Source organism: Bacillus sp. FSL P4-0334 (genome assembly GCF_038004825.1).
GTDB lineage: Bacteria > Bacillota > Bacilli > Bacillales > Bacillaceae > Bacillus > Bacillus velezensis.
In genome coordinates, this window is sequence record NZ_JBBORX010000001.1 from 3,428,302 (window position 1) to 3,447,943 (window position 19,642).

The window sequence follows — 19,642 nt, forward strand, 5'->3', positions numbered from 1 at the left end:
TTATTGTTCCAGCCAATTGTAAAAAGGCACCTGCCTCGTATACTCTTTTTGCGGATCATTTTGTTTTGTTTGAACACGCCGGAATTTTTGGCTGTGCGCCTTTGCCTGCTCAACCGTTTTGAAGCCGTTCTTTTTCCATTCAAATAAAATACGGTCAATATAGCGAAAACTGAGTTTCCCCGATAAAACGGCTTCTTTTAAGGCGTGTTTAATCAGAATCGCATCATGCTGATCCTGGTCCTGCCATATGGCCAGCGTCTCGCATTCAAGCGGCGACAGCGGTCTTCCGAACTCTTCTTCAAAGATGGTATACAGGCTTTTTTGTTCTCTTTCTGACGTTCTTTCCTGCGTTTCGTTTTGTGAATGCTGCATGTAATCATACAGCTTCGCCCATAACGGCTGCAGAGAATATTTTTCAAACTTTATGCCGTTATGGTCTTCACATTCTTCAATAAACAGAAAACCTTTTTGAATAAACATTCTCAGGCAGCTTGTACATTCTTCAGCAGAGATGGACATGCCTGACTGAAGTTCAAACGGCGTCGGAAAATAAGAGCCCTTTTCCAAATGCATTTTAATCTTCAAAAGCAGGATCAATTCGGTTTCATTCAGCCCGAGCTGCCGGTAATGTGTCAGCAGCAGGTTGGGAATGCTTGAAATGCCGAGTTCCTGCATATCTATAAATTGCTGTTTTTTCATCCTTACACCTCTTACTGTAAAAGGTTATCTCCGGGAGCTTTCCCCTTTACTTAGAAAAAGTCTCCCTTGCAGGAGACTTCGTTTTTTAAAACTATTACGGATACAGACGGTTCAGAAGTCTCGGGAACGGAATCGTTTCACGCACGTGAGGCGCTCCGCTGATCCAAGCCACTGTCCGCTCAAGTCCGAGGCCGAAGCCGGAGTGCGGAACAGAACCGTATTGTCTGAGTTCAGCATACCATTTGTAAGCATCTGAATCCAGACCGTGTTCTTTTAATCTTTCTTCCAATAAATCCATATCATGAACGCGTTCTGAACCGCCGATGATTTCCCCGTAGCCTTCCGGAGCGATTAAGTCGGCACATAACACGACATCGTCACGATCTTTGGCAGGCTGCATATAAAACGGTTTTAATGACGTCGGGTAATGAGTGATAAACACCGGTTTGTCATAGCTTTCTGCGATCGCTGTTTCATGCGGCGCACCGAAGTCATCTCCCCACTCAATATCGTCAAAGCCTTTTTCTTTCAGGAATTCGATCGCTTTATCGTACGTAATGCGCGGGAATGGCGCTTTGATTTGTTCAAGCTTCGATGTGTCTCTACCTAATGTGTTCAGCTCGATCTTACAATGTTCCAGCACACTTTGTACGATGTATGCAACATAATTCTCCTGAACTTCAAGGTTTTCTTCAAATTCAACAAATGCCATTTCAGGCTCAATCATCCAGAATTCGATGAGATGGCGTTTCGTTTTCGATTTTTCCGCTCTGAACGTCGGTCCGAAAGAGAATACTTTTCCGAGCGCCATTGCAGCTGCTTCCATATACAGCTGGCCGCTTTGAGACAAGAAGGCGTCTTCATCAAAATATTTCGTCGCGAACAGCTCAGTCGTGCCTTCCGGAGCGCTTCCCGTCAAAATCGGCGGATCAACTTTCACGAAGCCTTCTTTGTTGAAAAATTCATAAGTCGCACGGATGATTTCGTTGCGGATTTTCATAATTGCGTGCTGGCGTTTCGAACGGAGCCATAAATGTCTGTGATCCATTAAGAATTCCGTACCGTGCTCTTTAGGCGTAATCGGATAATCAGTCGCTTCGTGAATGACTTCAATGGATGTAACAGCAAGCTCATAGCCAAGCGGTGAACGCTCGTCCTCTTTCACAATTCCTTTTACATAAAGTGACGTTTCCTGCGTCACTGATTTCGCGATTTGGAAGATGTCTTCTTCTACTTCAGCTTTGACGACAACTCCCTGAATGAAGCCGGTACCGTCTCTCAGCTGTAAAAATGCGATTTTACCGCTTGAGCGTTTATTAGCGACCCAAGCTCCAATCATTACTTCCTCGCCTGTGTGTTTATACACTTGGTTGATTGTTGTTTTCAAACTCTTTCCCTCCAGAACAAGAAAGACATTCAGGAATCTGCCTGAATCTCTTTTTTCATCACTTTATTATACCCGTTCTACTCTAACGGGGTCAATGCAAGTGAAAAGCGGCTTTAAAAGCCGCTTTTTCAGAATCAGCTGTGTTTTTCTGTGAAGCGGCGGATTCTTTCGACCGCTTCTTCTAAAAGATCGAGTGACGTTGCGTAAGATAAACGGACGTTGTCCGGTGAGCCGAAGCCCGAGCCCGGCACGACGGCGACTTTTTCTTCTTCCAGAAGCGCCTTGACGTATTCATCGACATCTTTGAATCCGCAGTTTTCTGCGGCCGCTTTGGCGTTAGGGAACAAGTAAAACGCCCCTTCAGGTTTGACACAGGTGAATCCGGGAATCTCACTGAGCTGAGCGTAAATGGTGTTCAGTCTGTGCTCAAATGCCTGTCTCATCTCTTCCAGCGGCTCAGCCGGACCGTTATAGGCCGCAATAGCGCCGTATTGAGCGATAGACGTCGGATTTGATGTGCTGTGGCTCGCAAGGCTCGTCATCGCTTTAATAATCGTCTCCGAACCCGCCGCATAGCCGATCCTCCAGCCCGTCATGCTGTGAGATTTGGACACGCCGTTAATGATGATCGTCTGCTCTTTCAATTCATCTGAAAGCTGTGCGATTGAGACGTGTTTTTTTCCTCCGTATGTAAGCTTCTCATAAATCTCGTCGGAAACGATCAGAATGCCATGCTCCAGACACACTTTTCCGAGTTCCGCAAGCTCTTCTTTCGTATACATAACACCTGTCGGGTTGCTCGGTGAATTGATAATGAGCGCTTTTGTTTTCTCGGTGATAGCCTGCTTCAGCTGCTCCGGTGAAATTTTAAACTGATTGGATTCCAGCCCTTCTGCATAGACGGGACGCCCCCCTGCCAGTTTCACCTGCTCAGGGTAGCTGACCCAGTAAGGAGTCGGTATAATCACTTCGTCCCCTTCATCGAGAATAACCTGAAATAATGTATACAGAGCGTGTTTCGCTCCGGTGCAGACAATGATTTCTGACGGCTTATATTCAATCCCCTGGTCGTTTTTGAATTTTTTTGCGATACTGTCTTTCAGCGCCGGCAGACCGCCTGAAGGCGTATATTTCGTATGGCCTTCATTCATGGAACGCACCGCGGCATCTATAATGTGCTGAGGCGTATTAAAATCCGGTTCTCCTGCTCCGAGGCCGATGACATCATGGCCTTCTGCTTTCAGCTCTTTCGCTTTTGCAGTAATTGCAAGTGTTGCAGACGGTGTTAATGCGGATACTCTTTTTGCCAATTTCAACTTGAACTCCCCCTAATACGTCTCACGGTGTGATGTTTTTGAGAATCTTGCCGCTTGTAAAGTCCACATAACTAAAGCTATACTGCCCGCTTTTGTTGATATAGGTCACTTCCCATAACGGAACATTGTTTTCTCTCGCCGGGTGAACGCCATTCAGCTTGGAAACAAGCCCTTCGTGCCGGACGATCTTGGCAGCCTTGCCGCTTGAAATGCCGTCACTGGCTTTTTTTGAGAGAATTTTTGCTTTTTTGTCGGCCGGAACCCATACATACATATCTTTTCCATGTTTATCCGTTCCGGTAACAACATAATATTTCTGTTTGCCGACAAAGGTCTCCACTTTCTCAGCATCTGTCAGATCCGTTTTTTCTTTAGCGGCTGCGGCAGCTGTGTCGTGGCCTTCTTCTTTTTGGGCCATTGCAGATTTAAAAATGCTGGCCGAAAATAAAAGAACTGCTAAAAAAATAATACCAAATACGGCTGTAAATATTAATGCTTTTTTTCTCATCTTTTTCACCTATGTGCGATAAATGGTGAAGACCGCTTCATTTTGATTTTCTTCGTCGAGCGCAAGCCCGAACATCAGATTGTCCCGTTTCAAAGTCCGGTTTAAAGTATCGACGATTTTATATAAATCATCTGAATGCTCCACATTAATCGTTGACAGAATTTCAATTTTGCTTTCCATTTTTATACCCTCCATCGGTCGAACAAATTTTGTTAGTCATAACGGGATGCGCCCGCGGCATAATAAAATCACAAGGCGGCATGAACCCGCTTTTACTATAAAAACAATTCCTCATCCCACACCACGAAAGCCGCGATTATGCGGCTTTTATTCCGTTTGGCTGACATAAGCCCCGAGTTCGGCATCAGTCAGCTCCAAAAGGGATGAAGTCGGGAGCGCTTCAAGAAACAGCCGTCCGTATCCCGCCGTCTTTACACGCTGATCTAAAAGAACGATTGTTCCTTTGTCTCCCGCCGTACGGAGCAGGCGCCCGATCCCCTGTCTGAACGTTAACACGGCCTCAGGCAGGGAAATCGTCTGAAACGGATTTTTCCCCTGCTTCTTGGCAAATTCGCATTTTGCGGCATGAAGCGGATTGTCAGGCGCCCTGAAAGGAAGTCTTGCGATCATGACGGTTGACAATTCATCCCCCGGAAAATCAACGCCTTCCCAGAAATGATTTGTCCCGAGTAAAATCGCCCGGCTTGCCGTTTTAAAGGTTTTCATTAATTTACCGGGACTCCCGCCCGAAATACCTTGGGCGAGAAGCTGAATGCCTGATATCTCCATACTGAGTTTCAGTTCCTGATACACTTTTTTCAGCATATCATGAGACGTAAACAGGACAAGGATCTTCGGCTGTTTTCCCTTTGACATGATTTCTGCATACTTGGCAATATGCTCAATGACTTCCCGCTCTCCGTCATATTTAACGGATTTCATCTCTTTCGGAATGATGACGTTCATCTGATCATCGTAAGAAAAAGGAGACGGGATGCTTTTGGTGCGCGGATAAAAATCCGCAAGTCCGAGCCTTTCAATCATAAATTGAAAAGAATGCTCCACCATTAAGGTCGCTGATGTGAGCACAACGCTTTTTTTGCGGGCGAAAAACTGGTCTGCCAGCATTTCACCGGGCTCCAAAGGCTGCGCATAGATGCTGACGGCATTTTTTGCGCCCTTCGCGTCAATTTCAACCCAAACGGCTTCTTTCTCATCATTTTCAAACAGCAGCCTGCTGAACGTATCGCGATATTCTTTCAGCCCCCTGATACACTTTACATATTCGGCCGCTAAAAAAGCCGCTCCGCTTTTCATCTGATCAAGCTTTTGATGTAACAGTTTCTCTTGTACTGAAAACATGTCAAGCAGCTGATCCAGCATCGCACAAAGCCGCTCCGCTCCGTCCGTTATCATGTGAAACCCTTTATCCTGGCTTTTATGATTGAGACTATAGACGAGACGGTTCGAATCGTCTTTAGGTTTTCTTCGTTTGACAAAAGAATGCACTGAACTGAAAAATGCGTCGCTTTCCGATTGAATATGCTTCATCCACTCATCGGCGTCAAAAAAACTTTCCGCCGGCAGTTCATACGTATAAAACAGTTTTCTCATCCGCTTTAACAGTCCGTGTTCCTTTAAGGTGCCGATTCGGCTGAGCTTTGTGTGCAGTCCGATGTATGAAGCTCTCTTCCCCAGGTGCTCGCTGGCGGCGCGTTCGAAATGATGCGCTTCATCAATGATGACCGTTCCGCTTGCAGGCAGTTTTTTCGTTTCACTGCTTTGATCTGAAAACAGCAAAGCATGGTTTGTGATAATCAGATCTGCGGCCTGCGCCTTTTCTTTAGCCCGTTCATAAAACCCGGCAGCCGAGTCCTTCCCTTTTTTAAAAAAAGAATTCTCATCGTAAGCCATGCGCTCCCACAGCAATCTGCCGCCTGATGGAAGATTCAGCTCAGCGGCGTCGCCAGTTTCAGTCTCCGTCAGCCAGACGAGAAGCTGCGCTTTCGTCAAAACCGCATCATAGTTGTCATCTTCCTCATGCAGAATATGTTCAAACTTAGGCAGGCACAGATAATGTGATTTCCCTTTTAAAATAGCGGCTTTGACCGGCCAAGGAAATATACGCTCCAAAAGCGGAAGATCTTTAGACATGATCTGCTGCTGCAGAAGAGTAGAGTACGTGCTGATAATCACGGGAGTTTGTTCCGCTTTGGCAAATAAAACAGCCGGAACGAGATAACCGATCGTTTTTCCGATGCCGGGTGCCGCTTCAATCAGCGCATGCTCCCGATTGCGGAAGGCGCCAAGCACTTCATCCATCATCGAAAGCTGCCCTTTCCGCTTTTCATAGCGGGGGATGATGCCGGATAAGATCTGTTCTTTTTCTTCGTTCCACTTTTCAAGGTCAATGTCCGCATTCACCGGACGGGAAACCGGAATGTGATCGGGCTCTTTAATCGAAAAAGAGGCGTATGGAATGCAGCTCTTTTCTTCCGCCGGCCTGCTTTCATGTATAAAAGAATCCAAAAGCAGCGTCAAATCGCTGATAAAATGCTGTGAAAGCCTTCTAAGCTGCTTTAATGTCGGTAAAGGCAAATGTTTCAGTTTATGTAAAATGTCTAAAAAGACCAGTCCCGTAACCTCCGCATCGCTGTCTGCGCGGTGAGGTCGGTCATGAACAATATTCAGCTCCGCGCACAACTCACCGAGCTTATATCCTTCAAACCCCGGGAAAACAATACGTGAAAGCTCAACCGTATCAAGCACTTCACAATCCGGCAGCTCATAGCCCGCTTCGCTCAGTTCATGCCGGACAAATCCGAGGTCGAAATGAATATTGTGGGCAACAAAATACGCGCCGTCAAGCAGATGAAAAATCTCCTCCGCGACCGCTTCAAACGGCAGTTCATTTTCAACCATTCCGGACGAAATTCCGGTCAGCTGTTCAATAAACGGCGGGATGGCCTGTTTCGGATTGATATATTTTGAAAACCGCTCAGTTATTTGTCCATTTTCAATGACAACCGCTGCGATTTGAATGATTTTATCGCCCTTTTTCGGCGAATTTCCTGTTGTTTCGACATCTATGACAACGAACCGTTGTTTGTTCATTAAAATGGACACCTCAATTCTTGCATACGAGAAAAGTGTAACACGTTTTGTTGAGAAATGGAGCGGAAAAACAGCTTTTGCCCCTAAATCTTAAAAGAAAACCCCCATGAAGGGGGCTCTTTTACAAAATCGTGTGTGCCGGCTCCTGACCCAGCATCTGCTCGATTTTATTCTGATCATCCAGAACGGCCACCTTCGGCTGATGGCTTTTTGCTTCCTGATCAGACATCATTTGATAAGAAATAATAATGACTTTATCTCCTTCTTGGACGAGACGGGCGGCTGCTCCGTTTAAACAGATGACGCCGCTCCCCCGCTTACCGGGAATAATATACGTTTCAAGTCTCGCTCCGTTATTATTATTCACAATCTGAACTTTTTCATTAGCGAGCATTCCGACGGCATCTAAAAGATCTTCATCAATTGTAATGCTGCCGACATAGTTTAAATTGGCTTCCGTCACGGTAGCACGGTGCAGTTTTCCGGCCATCATAGTGCGGTACATATTATGATCTCTCCCATTCATCAATATCAATAATGATATTATCAATCAGTCTGGCTTTAGAAAATTGGACGGCACAGGCCAGAATGACCTTGCCGTTTAATGTTTTAAGCGGAGTCAGCTCCGGATAAGCGTACAGTTCGGCATAATCAATGACGCCGCTTGTGTTTTCGATGATATCGGTGACGGTTTTTATAACGGTTTCCGGATTTCTTTCACCGTCTCTGATCCGTTCGGCGCCTTGCTGCAATGCTTTATAGATCATCGGCGCTTCTTTGCGTTCCTGCTCAGTCAGATAGACGTTGCGAGAACTTTTGGCAAGTCCGTCTTCTTCTCTGACCGTGTCCACTGCAACCAATTCGATATCCATAAAGAAATCCTCAATCAATCCGTCCACAACCGCTGCCTGCTGGGCATCTTTCAGGCCGAAGTAGGCGCGGGTCGGTTTAACGAGATTGAAAAACTTCGTCAGCACAGTGGCCACTCCGTCAAAATGGCCGACGCGGGAGGCGCCGCACAACACGTCAGTTCTCCTTTTCACTTGCACGGCAACATTTTGCTCGCCTTTGTACATATCACTTGGAGACGGCGTAAACAAAACATCTGCCCCCGCCTGTTCTGCAAGCCGGGCATCGCGCTTTAAATCTCGCGGATATGCTTCGTAATCCTCGCCCGGTCCGAATTGAGTCGGATTGACAAAGATGCTCATCACAACAATATCGTTTTCTTTGCTTGCTTTTTCAACCAGCGTCAGATGTCCTTCATGAAGAAAACCCATTGTCGGGACGAATCCGATCGTCCGGCCTTCTGAGCGGTATTGTGCAATTAATTCTTTCAGCTGTTGAGTTTCTGTCAGTTGTTTCATCGCTTACTTTCCTCCGTACAAGCCTTGCAGCACAGTTTGGTTTATCTGAAAGGAATGCTTTTCTTCCGGGAAAACCCGTTCTTTCACATCACGGACGTAACCGCTGAGGGCCGACTCAATCGTGCCGTCGATTTTGGCGTATTGCTTCACGAACTTCGGTGTTCTGTCCACGCCGTGGCCGACGACGTCATGATAGACAAGGACTTGGCCGTCCGCTTTTGAACCGGCTCCGATTCCGATGACGGGAATGGATACTTCTTCTTTTATTTTAGCAGTCAGTTCAGCAGGCACGCATTCAAGCACGAGCATCATCGCTCCCGCCTGCTCGCATTTGATGCTGTCTTCAATGAGCTTTTTCGCGCTTTGCTCATCTTTTCCCTGCACTTTATATCCGCCTAATACGCCGACAGACTGCGGTGTGAGGCCTAAATGGCTGACGACGGGAATTCCGCCGAGAGTCAGCGCGCGGATGGATTCGAAAACGCCGTCTCCGCCTTCCAGCTTTAACGCGTCCGCGCCGCTTTCCTGAATAATGGCCGCGGCGTTTTTCAATGTATCCTCTTTTGAAAGGTGGTAAGACATAAACGGCATGTCAGTTACGATAAACGTATTTTTCGCACCGCGTTTTACCGCTTTTGTATGGTGAATCATGTCACTGACCGTTACGCCGACTGTTGAATCGAGTCCGAGCACGACCATTCCGAGCGAATCCCCGACTAAAATCATGTCGACTCCCGCCTGTTCCGCAAGCTTTGCCTGCGGATAATCGTAAGCGGTGAGCATCACGATCGGCTCTCCGTTTTCCTTCATTTTCACGAAATCCAGTTTTGTTTTCATTCTGTTTCTCCTCCTCTAAACGGTGAGGAGATGAGCCGCCAATTCTTCGCAAGCAAAAAAGCCTTCTGTAAAATAAGAAGGATTCCCACTTGTTTAACGTTCGGCGAATGTCATCCCTCTGTCCCAGTCCTTTTTTGGATCAAGGCAGACTTTTCGTAATCTCTGTTCTGCTGATCGGGTGCAGTTCATTATGATACTGCCCATAGGAAGTATACCAAATTCACGAGGCTTGTACCAACTAAGATTAATTGAGCTCAATATCGGCAGAATAGATCTTCTTTATACCATCTCTCGTTTCCAAGAGAAGAACTCCCTCATCATCAATGCCGAGCGATTTCCCGTAAAACGTCCCTTGCAGCGTTCTCGCTCTGAGCTCGTTCCCCAGTCCGACCGCATAGCTTTCCCATAGCAGCTTGATCGGTGTAAAGCCGTGGTTCAAGTAATCCTGATAGCGTTTTTCAAAAGTCAGCAGAATCTCTTGTATCAGACCCGCTCTGTCAATTTTCTCGCCGGCTTCCATGCTCAGGCTCGTCGCAATGTCCTGAAGCTCGCCGGGAAAATCGGTTTCCTGCTGGTTCACGTTGATCCCGATCCCGAGAATAACCGAACGGACACGGTCTTCTTCCGCCTGCAGCTCAGTTAAAATCCCGACGGCTTTTTTGCCGTGAATCATTAAATCATTCGGCCATTTAATGGCGGGCTGTACACCTGTAAAAGCCTCGATGGCCTGTACGACCGCAACGGCGGATAACAGGGTGAGCTGCGGCGTTTTTTGCAAAGGAACGTCGGGTCTCAGAATGAGGCTCATCCAAATCCCGTTTCCCTCCTGTGAATGCCATACTCTGGCCATTCTTCCTCTGCCTGCCGTTTGTTTATCGGCGACTACGAGCGTCCCTTCCGGCGCGCCGTCATTGGCAAGTTCATGAGCGGTTTTTTGGGTGGACGGCAGGACGTCCCGGTAATGAAGCTGTTTGCCCAAAACCTCTGTTTTCAGCCCGAAACGGATTTCGGATTCACTGAGTTTCCCCGGTTTTTTAATGAGCCTGTACCCTTTTCGCCTGACCGCCTCAACCTCATAGCCCTCTTTGCGGAGCTCCTCTATATGTTTCCAAACGGCGGTTCTCGAGCAGCCGAGCGCGTCACTTATTTTCTGCCCGGAGATAAAGCCGTCACCCGCTTCAGAAAATAAATCAATTAATCGGGTTCTTAATGTTGATCCCATGATGCGAGCCACTCCTTTATGTCATGTTTTCGGTTAGGGAGCTTCCCTGCCAATACCGCTTCTTCGATCCGGCGAAGTTCTTCGGCCACCCATTTACCCGCGCGGCGGTTTCTGAGCTCCATCAGATCAGCGCCTGAAATGTCGAGGTCTCGAAGGCTTTTGATCGGCAGCTGCTCATACAGGCTCTGAACCTCTTTCAGCTTTTGTTCATCAATCGTCTTATGCTTTTTCAGCATCCCGATTTTAACGGCTGAAAACAGCGCCTCTCCCGCCCGGTACATCGCTTCCGCTTCCAGCTGCGCCGGATAAACGCTTATGATCTGCACCGCTTTTTTTATGACTTTTCCCGGCAGTTTCCATTGTTTTAAAAACGCCTCGGCGCTTTTCGGACAAAGACCGAGAAACAATAACAGCGCTGCCCAGCGTTCTTCGCGTGCATCTAAAGAAGAAAAGGGAAATCCGCTTGCTTCCAGCATTTGCTGCTCATAACCGGAAAGGCCGGGCAGCTCTTGTATCAGACCTGTCTGCACCATCGTTTGAATTGCTTCCTGTGAGAAAGCGCCCTGCAGCAGCTTTTCAAACTCGACGGTCTTTCGTTCTACTGATACATGTGCCAAAAGCTCCCTGTCTTTTATGACGGCCTCTCTTGTTTCTTTTTCTAACAGAAAGCCGAGCTGACTCATAAAGCGGACGGCTCTCATCATCCGCAGAGCGTCTTCCCGAAAACGGTCTTCAGGATTACCCACCGTACGGATCAGCTTTTGTCCGATATCATGTGCGCCTCCGAAATAATCAAGCAGCTCTCCTTCGGCAGACATCGCCATCGCATTAATCGTTAAGTCTCTCCGCTTTAAGTCTTCTGATAAAGAAGTAATGAACCGCACAGCTTCAGGGCGCCGGTAGTCCTTATATTCTGATTCGGCACGAAAAGTGGTGACTTCATAGGTTTCATCTTCCCACAGGACGATGACGGTGCCGTGCTCTTTTCCTACATCGACAGTCCGCTTAAAGAGACGCTCCACCTCATTCGGCGAAGCGCTGGTTGCGATGTCCACATCACCTATTTTTCGTTTCATATAGCTGTCTCTGACGGCTCCCCCGACAAAGTACGCCTGATGGCCCGCCTTCATCAGGTGATGAAGGATGGGGAGGGCTTTGACAAATTCCTGTTCCATAAGATCACTCCGGTCCTGCCAATTCGTCATAAATCCGTTCATACTGACTGACGATTCTTTGCGAAGAAAAGGCGGTCTCCACCATTTTCAGCGCATGATCAGTCAATCGTTTGCTGAGCTGTTTATCTTCTAAAACGGCAAGCGCCTTTTCAGATGCCGTCTGAATATCGCCGACTTCCACCAGAAAACCGCTTACTTGATCTTTAATCACTTCCGGTATTCCGCCGATATTTGTTCCGATGCACGGCACGCCGCAGGCCATCGCCTCCAGAAGTACGAGTCCGAAACTTTCTTTTTCAGAAAGAAGGAGCTTAAGGTCACTGATGGAATACAGCTCTTCCACCCTGTCCTGATTTCCGAGGAGCAGCACTTGATCCTGCAGTCCGTATTTTTCGACAAGCTGCCAAGCGACGCACTTTTCCGGCCCGTCGCCGACAAGCAGGAGCTTCGCCTTTGTTTTGGCTGCGATATTACGGAAAACGCGGATGACATCTTTAACACGTTTTACTTTTCTGAAGTTCGAGACATGGATGACGACTTTTTCATCCGGCAAAATGCCATGTTTCTCTTTTATACTCTCTGTATTTTTCTTAAGATAAACACGTTCATCAATAAAGTTGTAGATGGTCTCAATTTTTTTATCCGGCTTGATTAAGTCATATGTTTCTCCGGCAAGCGCGGTTGATACCGCCGTCACTCTGTCGGACGCTTCGATGGCAAAACGGATTAAATCTTTTAATGACGGATCATATCCTAAAACGGTGATGTCCGTACCGTGAAGCGTCGTCACGATGCCGATGTCGCGTTTGAGCATCTGTTTGGCAAGATAAGCGCATACCGCATGCGGCAGCGCATAATGCGCGTGAATGATATCAAGATTTTCCCTCGCGGCAACCTCGGCGATTTTGCTCGCCAGCGTAAGGTCATAAGGCGGATATTTAAATACCGCGTATTGGTTGACTTCCACCTCATGAAAATGAATATTCGGATGATATGTATTTAATCTGAACGGGATGCTTGATGTGATGAAATGAACCTGGTGCCCTTTTTCCGCAAGCAGCTTGCCGAGTTCCGTCGCAATAATACCCGAGCCTCCGACACTCGGGTAGCATGTAATCCCTATTTTTAATGGTCTCATTGTCCGCCCCCAAAAACATCATCATTCAAAACGGGAAGCTGTTTTGAAAAGAAGCCTTCGGCATACCCCGTCCCGGCTTCTTTGCCATACAGTTTTTCCCGCGCTTCCACCATTTCGATATAACCGTTGGTCAGCGGTGTGTTCACTGACTGCGCCGTAGGAATAAACTGGCTTTGATAGGCGTGCAGGCTTTCTTTTTTCAGATCGATGGTTTCCGTTATGTCGATTACAAAGTCCGGACGGTGAAACCCATTGATCATATAATAGTATACGCGCTGAGCCTTATGAGCCGGCAGTTCCTGGTGATCTCTGTATTTATGAATTCCCGCCGAGAACACCGCTTCTTCGACCAAAGCCGCCGCATTGCCGTGGTCAGGATGGCGGTCTTTCGGATAAGGCATGAAAACGGTTTTCGGCCGGCAGGCTCTGATGACACTGACAATCCGGCGGATGCCGTCCTCACTTTTCAAAAGCCCGCGGTCGGGAAACGTAAGCTGGATTCTCTCTTTTACGCCGAGAATTCGTGCCGCCTCTGCCGCTTCTTCTTTTCTTATCCCTACCGTTCCGTTGGATGATAGTTCGGCCTCGGTCAAATCGCATATCACCGCGGTTTTTCCTTGAGCCGTAAATTTTGCGATCGTGCCGCCCATACCGATCTCGACATCATCACTATGGGCGCCGAACGCCAGAATATCAACGTGTTCAGACATTCGGCTCTCCTCCGCGCACAAGATTGCGGAAATCAAATGCCCCGCCGTCCAGCGTCCGGACGAGGATTTCCGCTGTCCCCATATTTGTGGCGAGCGGGATCGCGTATACGTCACACAGCCGGATCAGCGCCGAGACATCCGGTTCATGAGGCTGCGCAGTTAACGGATCGCGCAGAAAAATGACGAGATCCAGGGCATTTGCCGCAATCAATGCGCCGATTTGCTGATCTCCGCCGAGCGGGCCGGATTGAAAACGTTCAACAGACAATCCGGTCGCTTCCTGGATTTTCAGGCCTGTCGTACCTGTCGCGTATAACTCATGATGGCTCAGTATATCTTTATATGCGGTCGTAAACTGAACCATATCCTGCTTTTTCTTATCGTGAGCAATCAAAGCGATTTTCATTTGATGTTCTCCCCCTTGCCGATTCAGTCGATAATATTTTCGAGTCCGTATACAAGCTGGTCGATTTTCATCACTTGCTCCACTGACAGCTTTACTCCTGACATAAAGGAAGCCCGGTTATAGGAGTCATGGCGCAGTTTCAGCGTCTGGCCGTCCATGCCGAACATGACTTCCTGGTGGGCGATAAGGCCCGGCAGACGCACGCTGTGAAGGCGGATGCCGTTTAATTCAGCACCGCGGGCGCCTGGCAGAATTTCTTTTTCATCAGGATGGCCCTGCTGCTTTTCTGTACGGACGCTTGAGATCATTTCCGCTGTTTTCAGCGCCGTTCCGCTCGGGGCATCCAGCTTTTGATCATGATGAAGTTCAATGATTTCTACATCTTCAAAATAGTTGGCGGCCATTTGTGAGAACTTCATCATCAGCACCGCGCCCAATGCAAAGTTCGGAGCGATGATGGCGCCGATTCCTTTTTCTTCAGTCAAGGCTTGAAGCTCCTCTAAATCCGCTTCAGAAAATCCGGTCGTTCCCACAACGGGGCGGACGCCGTGTTCAAGAGCGGCTTTCGTATGTTTTTTGCCGATTTCAGGCGTTGTCAAATCGATCAGCACATCCGGTTTTGTTTCTTGGAAACATGCGCGGATATCCGTATAAATAAGAGCGTCTGAATCAGCTGACATCACTTCCCGCAATGTTTGCTGATCGTATGTATGGTCAATGGCGCCGACAAGCTCAAAATGAGGCGTGCGGACGGCAAGTTTTACGGCCTCCTGGCCCATTCTGCCTCTCGGTCCGGCAATGACGACTTTAATGGTTTCATTTGACATGGTTTCTCCTACTTTCCTTCTTCTTTTCTAGTCCAGCGGTCTTTATCACGTGTATTAAATTTATGCATGACGCGGTTATGAGCTTCCACCAATGAAATATCAAGGGAGTTGGCGAGGCAGATCAGGACGAACAGCACATCGCCCATTTCCTCTTCCATGCTTTTCTCATTTTCCGTCGTTTTCTTCGGCTTTTCCCCATAATAATGGTTGACTTCTCTTGCAAGTTCGCCCAGTTCTTCCGTGAGACGGGCCATCATGGCAAGCGGGCTGAAATAGCCTTCTTTGAATTGGCCGATATATTCATCGACCTCAGCTTGTAAGTCTTTCATCGTTTTGTCACTCACTGTGCGAATACCTCCTGTCATCTCTTCCATGTTAGCTAATTCAAGTACATTTGACAAATGTTAAAAACGGCAGTTTGCTGTTTTCTTTTGTATCCACTATAATATTTACGCAATCTTATGGAAGGAAAAGGGGTTTGATGCAATGCTTGGAGAAATCAGAATCAAAAACATTTGCTTTATTTTAATCGGCGCCGCTGTTTTTTCATTCGGACTGGTTCACTTTAATATGCAGAACAATTTGGCGGAAGGCGGATTTACCGGCATTACGCTGCTTTTATATGCGTTATTCCACATCAGCCCTTCTATTTCCAACCTGGTATTGAACATTCCTATCTTTTTCATCGGCTGGCGTATGCTCGGCCGGACGATGTTTGTCTATACCCTGATCGGCACCGTCTCTCTTTCCGTTTTTCTGAGTGTTTTTCAGCGCTACGAAATTCATATGCCGCTGTCGCATGATTTAGCGCTGGCCGCCTTATTCGCCGGTGTATTTATCGGCGCGGGTCTCGGCATTATTTTTAAATACGGCGGCACGACGGGCGGGGTCGATATCATCGCCAGGCTGATCAACAAATTTTTCGGAATCCCGATGGGCCGGACGATGTTTGCCTTTGACGCCTGTATCATTTTGCTTTCTTTGTTTACGTATCTTTCTTACAAGGAAGCGATGTACACGCTTGTAGCCGTTTTTGTCGCTGCGAGATTGATTGATTTTATCCAGGAAGGCGGCTATGCCGCAAAAGGGGCAACGATTATTTCTTCGAAAAACGATTTGATCCAGCAAAAAATCATTGAAGAGATGGAGCGCGGCGTCACTGTTTTAAAAGGACAGGGATCATATACAAAAGAAGACAGGGACGTTCTTTACTGCGTCGTTCCGAAAAACGAAATTGTGCTTTTGAAAAGCGTCATCACTTCCGTTGACCCGCACGCCTTTGTTGCAGTAAGCGACGTTCATGATGTGCTCGGCGAAGGATTTACGCTTGATGAAAATAAAAATCCGATCAGACGATAATAAAAAGGCGGCTTTTGCCGCCTTTACTGTTTGTGTTTCCATTTGACAACCGGTGATTTTTTCTTTTTTAATCGGCGGGCGAATGCCGGACTGACATTGAGCGTCTGTTCGACGAAGCGCTGCGGCGTCAGTGCCAGCCATTGGTTTAAGGAGACGTCTTCGAAACGGTCGCTTTTGAAAATTTCCAGAAAGCGAAGTACGGTGTCACCGGTATTCTGAACATAATGTCCCATTGCAAAAGGAACATATCCTACGTCACCTGCTTGATAGTTAAATGTCCGCGCTCTTCCCTCCGCCGCAAACACCGTCATTTTCGCTTCTCCTGAAAGATAATACTGCCACTCGTCCGTATTCGGATGCCAATGCAATTCTCTCATGCCTCCGGGTTCGACTTCCACGAGAGCTGCGGCAATCGTTTTTGACACCTTAAACGTTTTTGAATCGACAATCTTTACTCTTCCCCCGCTGGTAACAAGGGGCTCCTGCCGGGAAAGCTTGTAGCTGAACGGCTCCAAAACGGTGCCTTCCGGGGAAGAAACTGCTGCCCGCTCAATCTGGGGAGGCGGTTCCAGCTGGAACATGTAACGCTCTTTTTTATGGATGTAAGCCAAATCATATCCGGGAACACCGAAGTTCGCCTCCAGCACGCTGCGCGGGGTATGGGCAAACCAGTCCGTTACTGAAAAGGTGCTGTTTTCTGAAAAAGAGCCGTCATCAAAGACGAGCAAAAACTCACTGCCCTGCTCTAATCCTTGAATGGAATGAGGAATGCCGGAAGGAAAATACCACAGGTCCCCTTCACTTACGTTGTCAATAAAATTCCGCCCATTTTGATCGACCGCAGTTAAACGGACTCCTCCGTTAATCACATATCCCCATTCGGCTTCTTTATGCCAATGAAGCTCCCGCACAGCTCCCGGCTTCAGTCTCATGTTCACCGCCGCGATGTTTTTGGATACCGGCAGTTCCCTGACCGTCACCTCTCTGGACCATCCGCCGTCTTCAAGCCTCATATGCGTATCAGAAAATGAGAATTTCAAGTTTTGAACCGTTCCTGCATCCGTTGAAGGCGGAACGAGCATGTCAGGATTCTGGAAGTCACGCGCGAGGTTTCGCGGTCCTTCGTCAGTCGCCCCTTTTCTGCCTCTGATCGGCTGCGGGAGGTGTTTTGAAGCCAATTGCTGGATGAGTTTTTTCACTGCCTTAGCTCCTTTACAGCAATTTGTGTTTATTTAGACTTAGGATACTCACGCTTTTTCTCTTTCTTTTTTTCCGCTCTGTATTTTCGGTAGCCGACATATGTCAGCGCAGTAATAATGATACCGCCTGTTGTCAGAATGACCCAGAGCAGCGAAGGGTCAGCGTCATCCCGCTCCACCTTGTCAAAAACCCGCTTTAAATCCTGCTGCAGGAGCGTCAGACGCTCAAGCTTTGTTCCTTTTGTCATCTGCTGGAACCCGTCCTGCTCAATCACCTCGATATGTTTCGCCACCGTATCAAGCTGGCCGGCCGACACATCCATTGTCAGGCTGGGATAAATTAAATCATATAATGATATAAATTCATTCCACTTTTCATTGAAATTTTCACTTCCGTTTCCGCTGACATCTTCTTTTAAGGCGCTGAATGTCGCCATAATCGGTCTTTCAAGCGAACCCCACAGCGGATCGGAGTGGTCTTCCATCGCATCCATTACCAACCTGAACTGGGCGGCTGCCCGGATTTTTTCGGTATCTGAGGCGTCTGCCTGTTTCAGAACGCGCACTAAATCATTGAAACCCAGAGTCACCTGCCTGACTTCGGCGCCGCTCAGTGAGTTTACGTGTGTCATTTTTTTCTTAAAGTAGCCAAGCACTTGCAGAGCCTCATCATACTGCGAATGCCGCGTCATTTGGAAAACGGTATCCGAAAGGTCGTTCAGTTCCTTGAGACCGCCCTCATCTTCAGCTTTGGCAGTTGTGATGAAACACATAAGAGCAAGTAAAAGACAGATCGTCAGCTTTCGTTTCATAGAGGTCCCTCCCACTCCTTCTCTTTACAGAATATGAGGAGCGGGACAAGGTTAGACCAAGATTCTATCAGTGTAAGTCAAGCTTTATCCGTCTTTTAGAAATCACCAAATAGTATGCAAGGCCGAGTGAAAATATGCTCAGCCAGAATGTAGCATAGCCGATCTCTTGCATATAGTCATTGAGCATTGAGTAGCGGGGCATCATGCCGAAAAGATAATCAATGACATCATTATGAAGCGTCCAAACAGCGGCAACGGCAAGATGCCTTAACCGGAACCGAAAATACGGGCTGTATAAAACGCCTTGAACGGCCATGGCAAAATGTGAAGCAATCAGCATGTACCCTTCCCAAGGCATCTGCCCCATTTTGACCAGCACAAAGACATTCATTCCGACCGCCCACAGCCCGTATTTTACAAGGGTTACAAGAGCCAGCGCTTCAAACAGCGGCGCGTTTCTTCCCATGAGAAATGCCAGAAGCACGAACAGGAAGAAAAACGTCGCCGTCGGGCTGTCAGGCACAAATATCAGAAATCGGAACGGCGTGTCCGCAAGCTGAGGCACATACCAATAATAGCCGTATACCGTACCGATAAAATTAACGGCAAGAACAAGCAGAAGCATGCCGCGCAACCCTAAAAGATAAGAAATCCACCTCATACCATCAACTCTCAGTCCGTAAAAAGTATGTATTATGCAAAAAAAGCTGACATCCAAGTCAGCTCTTTTCATAAAAGTATATCCTGCTATTGTCTACTTCACAATACGTTATTTCGCTGTCGTTTCAGAAATGAACTTCGCCAGCTGATCAAGCTGTTTGTCATTCCCTTTAAAAATACCGGCTGGCATCTGCCCTTTCCCTTTAACGGCGATTTTTTTAATTTCTTCCGGGCTCAGCCCGTTATCGACCAGGGACGGACCGGCGCTTCCGCCTTGAAGATTATCCCCGTGACAGGAAATACAGCCTTGTTCTTTAAATACCTTATAACCGTCTGATTCAGTATCAATGGCGGCTTCTTTTTTGATTTTCCCTTGCTCCTCCGCCTTCGCCCAGTCATGCGTTGCGACTGACTGCCACGTTAAAAAGACCGTAGCGCAAAGCGCCAAAAGCATCATGCCGACCGCAACCGGACGCTTCCACGGCCTTCTTTCAGACCCCCTGTCGAGAAACGGAGCCAAAAGCAGCGACCCGAAAGCAAGACCCGGTATAATCATCGCGCCGATAACGGTGTAGCTCCCTGCGGCATATTCATATTTTAATAGCTGGTATAAAAATAGAAAATACCAATCCGGCAGCGGAATATACCCTGTATCCGTCGGGTCCGCCACCCGTTCCAAAGGCGGCTCGTGCACAATCGTTAAAACGAGAAATCCGACGAGGAAAACGGCCCCGACCATCCATTCTTTCAGCAGGAAGTTCGGCCAAAACGCCTCTGTCTTTCCAGGATACTCTGAATAGTCTTTCGGTATATTCGGTTTTTTTTCAGCCGGTATCCTTGAATCTCCTACAAACTTCATTCCTTTCCCCCGGTGCATGTCATCCCCTCCCTTTTATATCAGATTTG

General features: G+C 47.6%; 21 protein-coding genes. 1 reads left to right on the plus strand and 20 read right to left on the minus strand.

The annotated features are described in order from the left end of the window. The 16 genes from dnaD to NSQ37_RS17405 all read right to left on the minus strand — a co-directional run bounded on the left by dnaD (window position 1) and on the right by NSQ37_RS17405 (window position 15,050). A complete protein-coding gene (dnaD, locus tag NSQ37_RS17330) occupies window positions 1-699 on the minus strand; it encodes a DNA replication protein DnaD (protein ID WP_003153516.1) in 699 nt (232 codons plus the stop codon). Window positions 700-793: 94 nt separating this feature from the next. Next, window positions 794-2,086, minus strand: coding sequence for an asparagine--tRNA ligase (asnS, locus tag NSQ37_RS17335; protein ID WP_012117840.1), 1,293 nt, complete (start codon window positions 2,084-2,086; stop codon window positions 794-796). Window positions 2,087-2,220: 134 nt separating this feature from the next. Next, a complete protein-coding gene (locus NSQ37_RS17340; RefSeq protein WP_020955983.1) occupies window positions 2,221-3,402 on the minus strand; it encodes a pyridoxal phosphate-dependent aminotransferase in 1,182 nt (393 codons plus the stop codon). Between the two features lie 22 nt (window positions 3,403-3,424). Further along, window positions 3,425-3,910: a cell wall elongation/penicillin-binding protein regulator TseB gene (gene tseB, locus NSQ37_RS17345; protein ID WP_122504092.1), complete on the minus strand. Its 486-nt coding sequence runs from the start codon at window positions 3,908-3,910 to the stop codon at window positions 3,425-3,427. A 9-nt stretch (window positions 3,911-3,919) separates the two neighbouring features. Continuing rightward, window positions 3,920-4,090, minus strand: coding sequence for a YpmA family protein (locus tag NSQ37_RS17350; protein WP_003153512.1), 171 nt, complete (start codon window positions 4,088-4,090; stop codon window positions 3,920-3,922). A 147-nt stretch (window positions 4,091-4,237) separates the two neighbouring features. Next, on the minus strand, window positions 4,238-7,024 hold the full coding sequence (gene dinG, locus NSQ37_RS17355) for an ATP-dependent DNA helicase DinG (RefSeq protein WP_253612891.1): 2,787 nt from the start codon (window positions 7,022-7,024) through the stop codon (window positions 4,238-4,240). 121 nt (window positions 7,025-7,145) lie between these two features. Continuing rightward, window positions 7,146-7,529, minus strand: coding sequence for an aspartate 1-decarboxylase (gene panD / locus NSQ37_RS17360; protein WP_003153510.1), 384 nt, complete (start codon window positions 7,527-7,529; stop codon window positions 7,146-7,148). A gap of 1 nt (window position 7,530) precedes the next feature. Next, complete coding sequence (panC, locus tag NSQ37_RS17365) at window positions 7,531-8,391, minus strand: pantoate--beta-alanine ligase (protein WP_069007169.1); 861 nt, start codon at window positions 8,389-8,391, stop codon at window positions 7,531-7,533. Between the two features lie 3 nt (window positions 8,392-8,394). Further along, on the minus strand, window positions 8,395-9,228 hold the full coding sequence (panB, locus tag NSQ37_RS17370) for a 3-methyl-2-oxobutanoate hydroxymethyltransferase (protein ID WP_012117845.1): 834 nt from the start codon (window positions 9,226-9,228) through the stop codon (window positions 8,395-8,397). A 244-nt stretch (window positions 9,229-9,472) separates the two neighbouring features. Next, window positions 9,473-10,450, minus strand: coding sequence for a bifunctional biotin--[acetyl-CoA-carboxylase] synthetase/biotin operon repressor (locus tag NSQ37_RS17375; RefSeq protein WP_012117846.1), 978 nt, complete (start codon window positions 10,448-10,450; stop codon window positions 9,473-9,475). Next, window positions 10,435-11,625, minus strand: coding sequence for a CCA tRNA nucleotidyltransferase (locus tag NSQ37_RS17380; protein ID WP_059368453.1), 1,191 nt, complete (start codon window positions 11,623-11,625; stop codon window positions 10,435-10,437). The genes NSQ37_RS17375 and NSQ37_RS17380 overlap by 16 nt, the downstream gene beginning before the upstream one ends. Before the next feature lie 4 nt (window positions 11,626-11,629). After that, window positions 11,630-12,763, minus strand: coding sequence for an N-acetyl-alpha-D-glucosaminyl L-malate synthase BshA (gene bshA / locus NSQ37_RS17385; protein WP_043021744.1), 1,134 nt, complete (start codon window positions 12,761-12,763; stop codon window positions 11,630-11,632). Further along, a complete protein-coding gene (bshB1, locus tag NSQ37_RS17390; RefSeq protein ID WP_032870061.1) occupies window positions 12,760-13,473 on the minus strand; it encodes a bacillithiol biosynthesis deacetylase BshB1 in 714 nt (237 codons plus the stop codon). The genes bshA and bshB1 overlap by 4 nt, the downstream gene beginning before the upstream one ends. Continuing rightward, window positions 13,466-13,879 (minus strand): methylglyoxal synthase, encoded by a 414-nt coding sequence (gene mgsA, locus NSQ37_RS17395; protein ID WP_003153499.1) that lies wholly within the window; start codon window positions 13,877-13,879, stop codon window positions 13,466-13,468. Before mgsA ends, bshB1 begins: the two co-directional genes overlap by 8 nt. A 23-nt stretch (window positions 13,880-13,902) precedes the next feature. After that, on the minus strand, window positions 13,903-14,706 hold the full coding sequence (gene dapB, locus NSQ37_RS17400) for a 4-hydroxy-tetrahydrodipicolinate reductase (protein WP_003153497.1): 804 nt from the start codon (window positions 14,704-14,706) through the stop codon (window positions 13,903-13,905). An 8-nt stretch (window positions 14,707-14,714) separates the two neighbouring features. Continuing rightward, window positions 14,715-15,050, minus strand: coding sequence for a nucleotide pyrophosphohydrolase (locus NSQ37_RS17405; RefSeq protein WP_059368456.1), 336 nt, complete (start codon window positions 15,048-15,050; stop codon window positions 14,715-14,717). 142 nt (window positions 15,051-15,192) lie between these two features. On the opposite strand from NSQ37_RS17405, the gene NSQ37_RS17410 reads away from it, so the two are divergent. Further along, window positions 15,193-16,065: a YitT family protein gene (locus NSQ37_RS17410; protein ID WP_341124333.1), complete on the plus strand. Its 873-nt coding sequence runs from the start codon at window positions 15,193-15,195 to the stop codon at window positions 16,063-16,065. A gap of 23 nt (window positions 16,066-16,088) precedes the next feature. Here the strand turns inward: NSQ37_RS17410 and NSQ37_RS17415 are convergent, their stop codons facing one another. From NSQ37_RS17415 to NSQ37_RS17430, 4 genes are all read right to left on the minus strand, one after another. Further along, complete coding sequence (locus NSQ37_RS17415) at window positions 16,089-17,264, minus strand: oxalate decarboxylase family bicupin (protein ID WP_218791277.1); 1,176 nt, start codon at window positions 17,262-17,264, stop codon at window positions 16,089-16,091. Window positions 17,265-17,293: 29 nt separating this feature from the next. Then, on the minus strand, window positions 17,294-18,076 hold the full coding sequence (gene ypjB, locus NSQ37_RS17420; RefSeq protein ID WP_007612217.1) for a sporulation protein YpjB: 783 nt from the start codon (window positions 18,074-18,076) through the stop codon (window positions 17,294-17,296). A gap of 67 nt (window positions 18,077-18,143) precedes the next feature. Further along, the gene (locus NSQ37_RS17425; RefSeq protein WP_015240097.1) at window positions 18,144-18,737 is read right to left on the minus strand and encodes a DUF1405 domain-containing protein; all 594 of its coding nucleotides are present in this window, start codon (window positions 18,735-18,737) and stop codon (window positions 18,144-18,146) included. A gap of 108 nt (window positions 18,738-18,845) precedes the next feature. Continuing rightward, window positions 18,846-19,613: a menaquinol-cytochrome c reductase cytochrome b/c subunit gene (locus tag NSQ37_RS17430; protein WP_007409471.1), complete on the minus strand. Its 768-nt coding sequence runs from the start codon at window positions 19,611-19,613 to the stop codon at window positions 18,846-18,848. Between the last annotated feature and the right edge of the window lie 29 nt (window positions 19,614-19,642).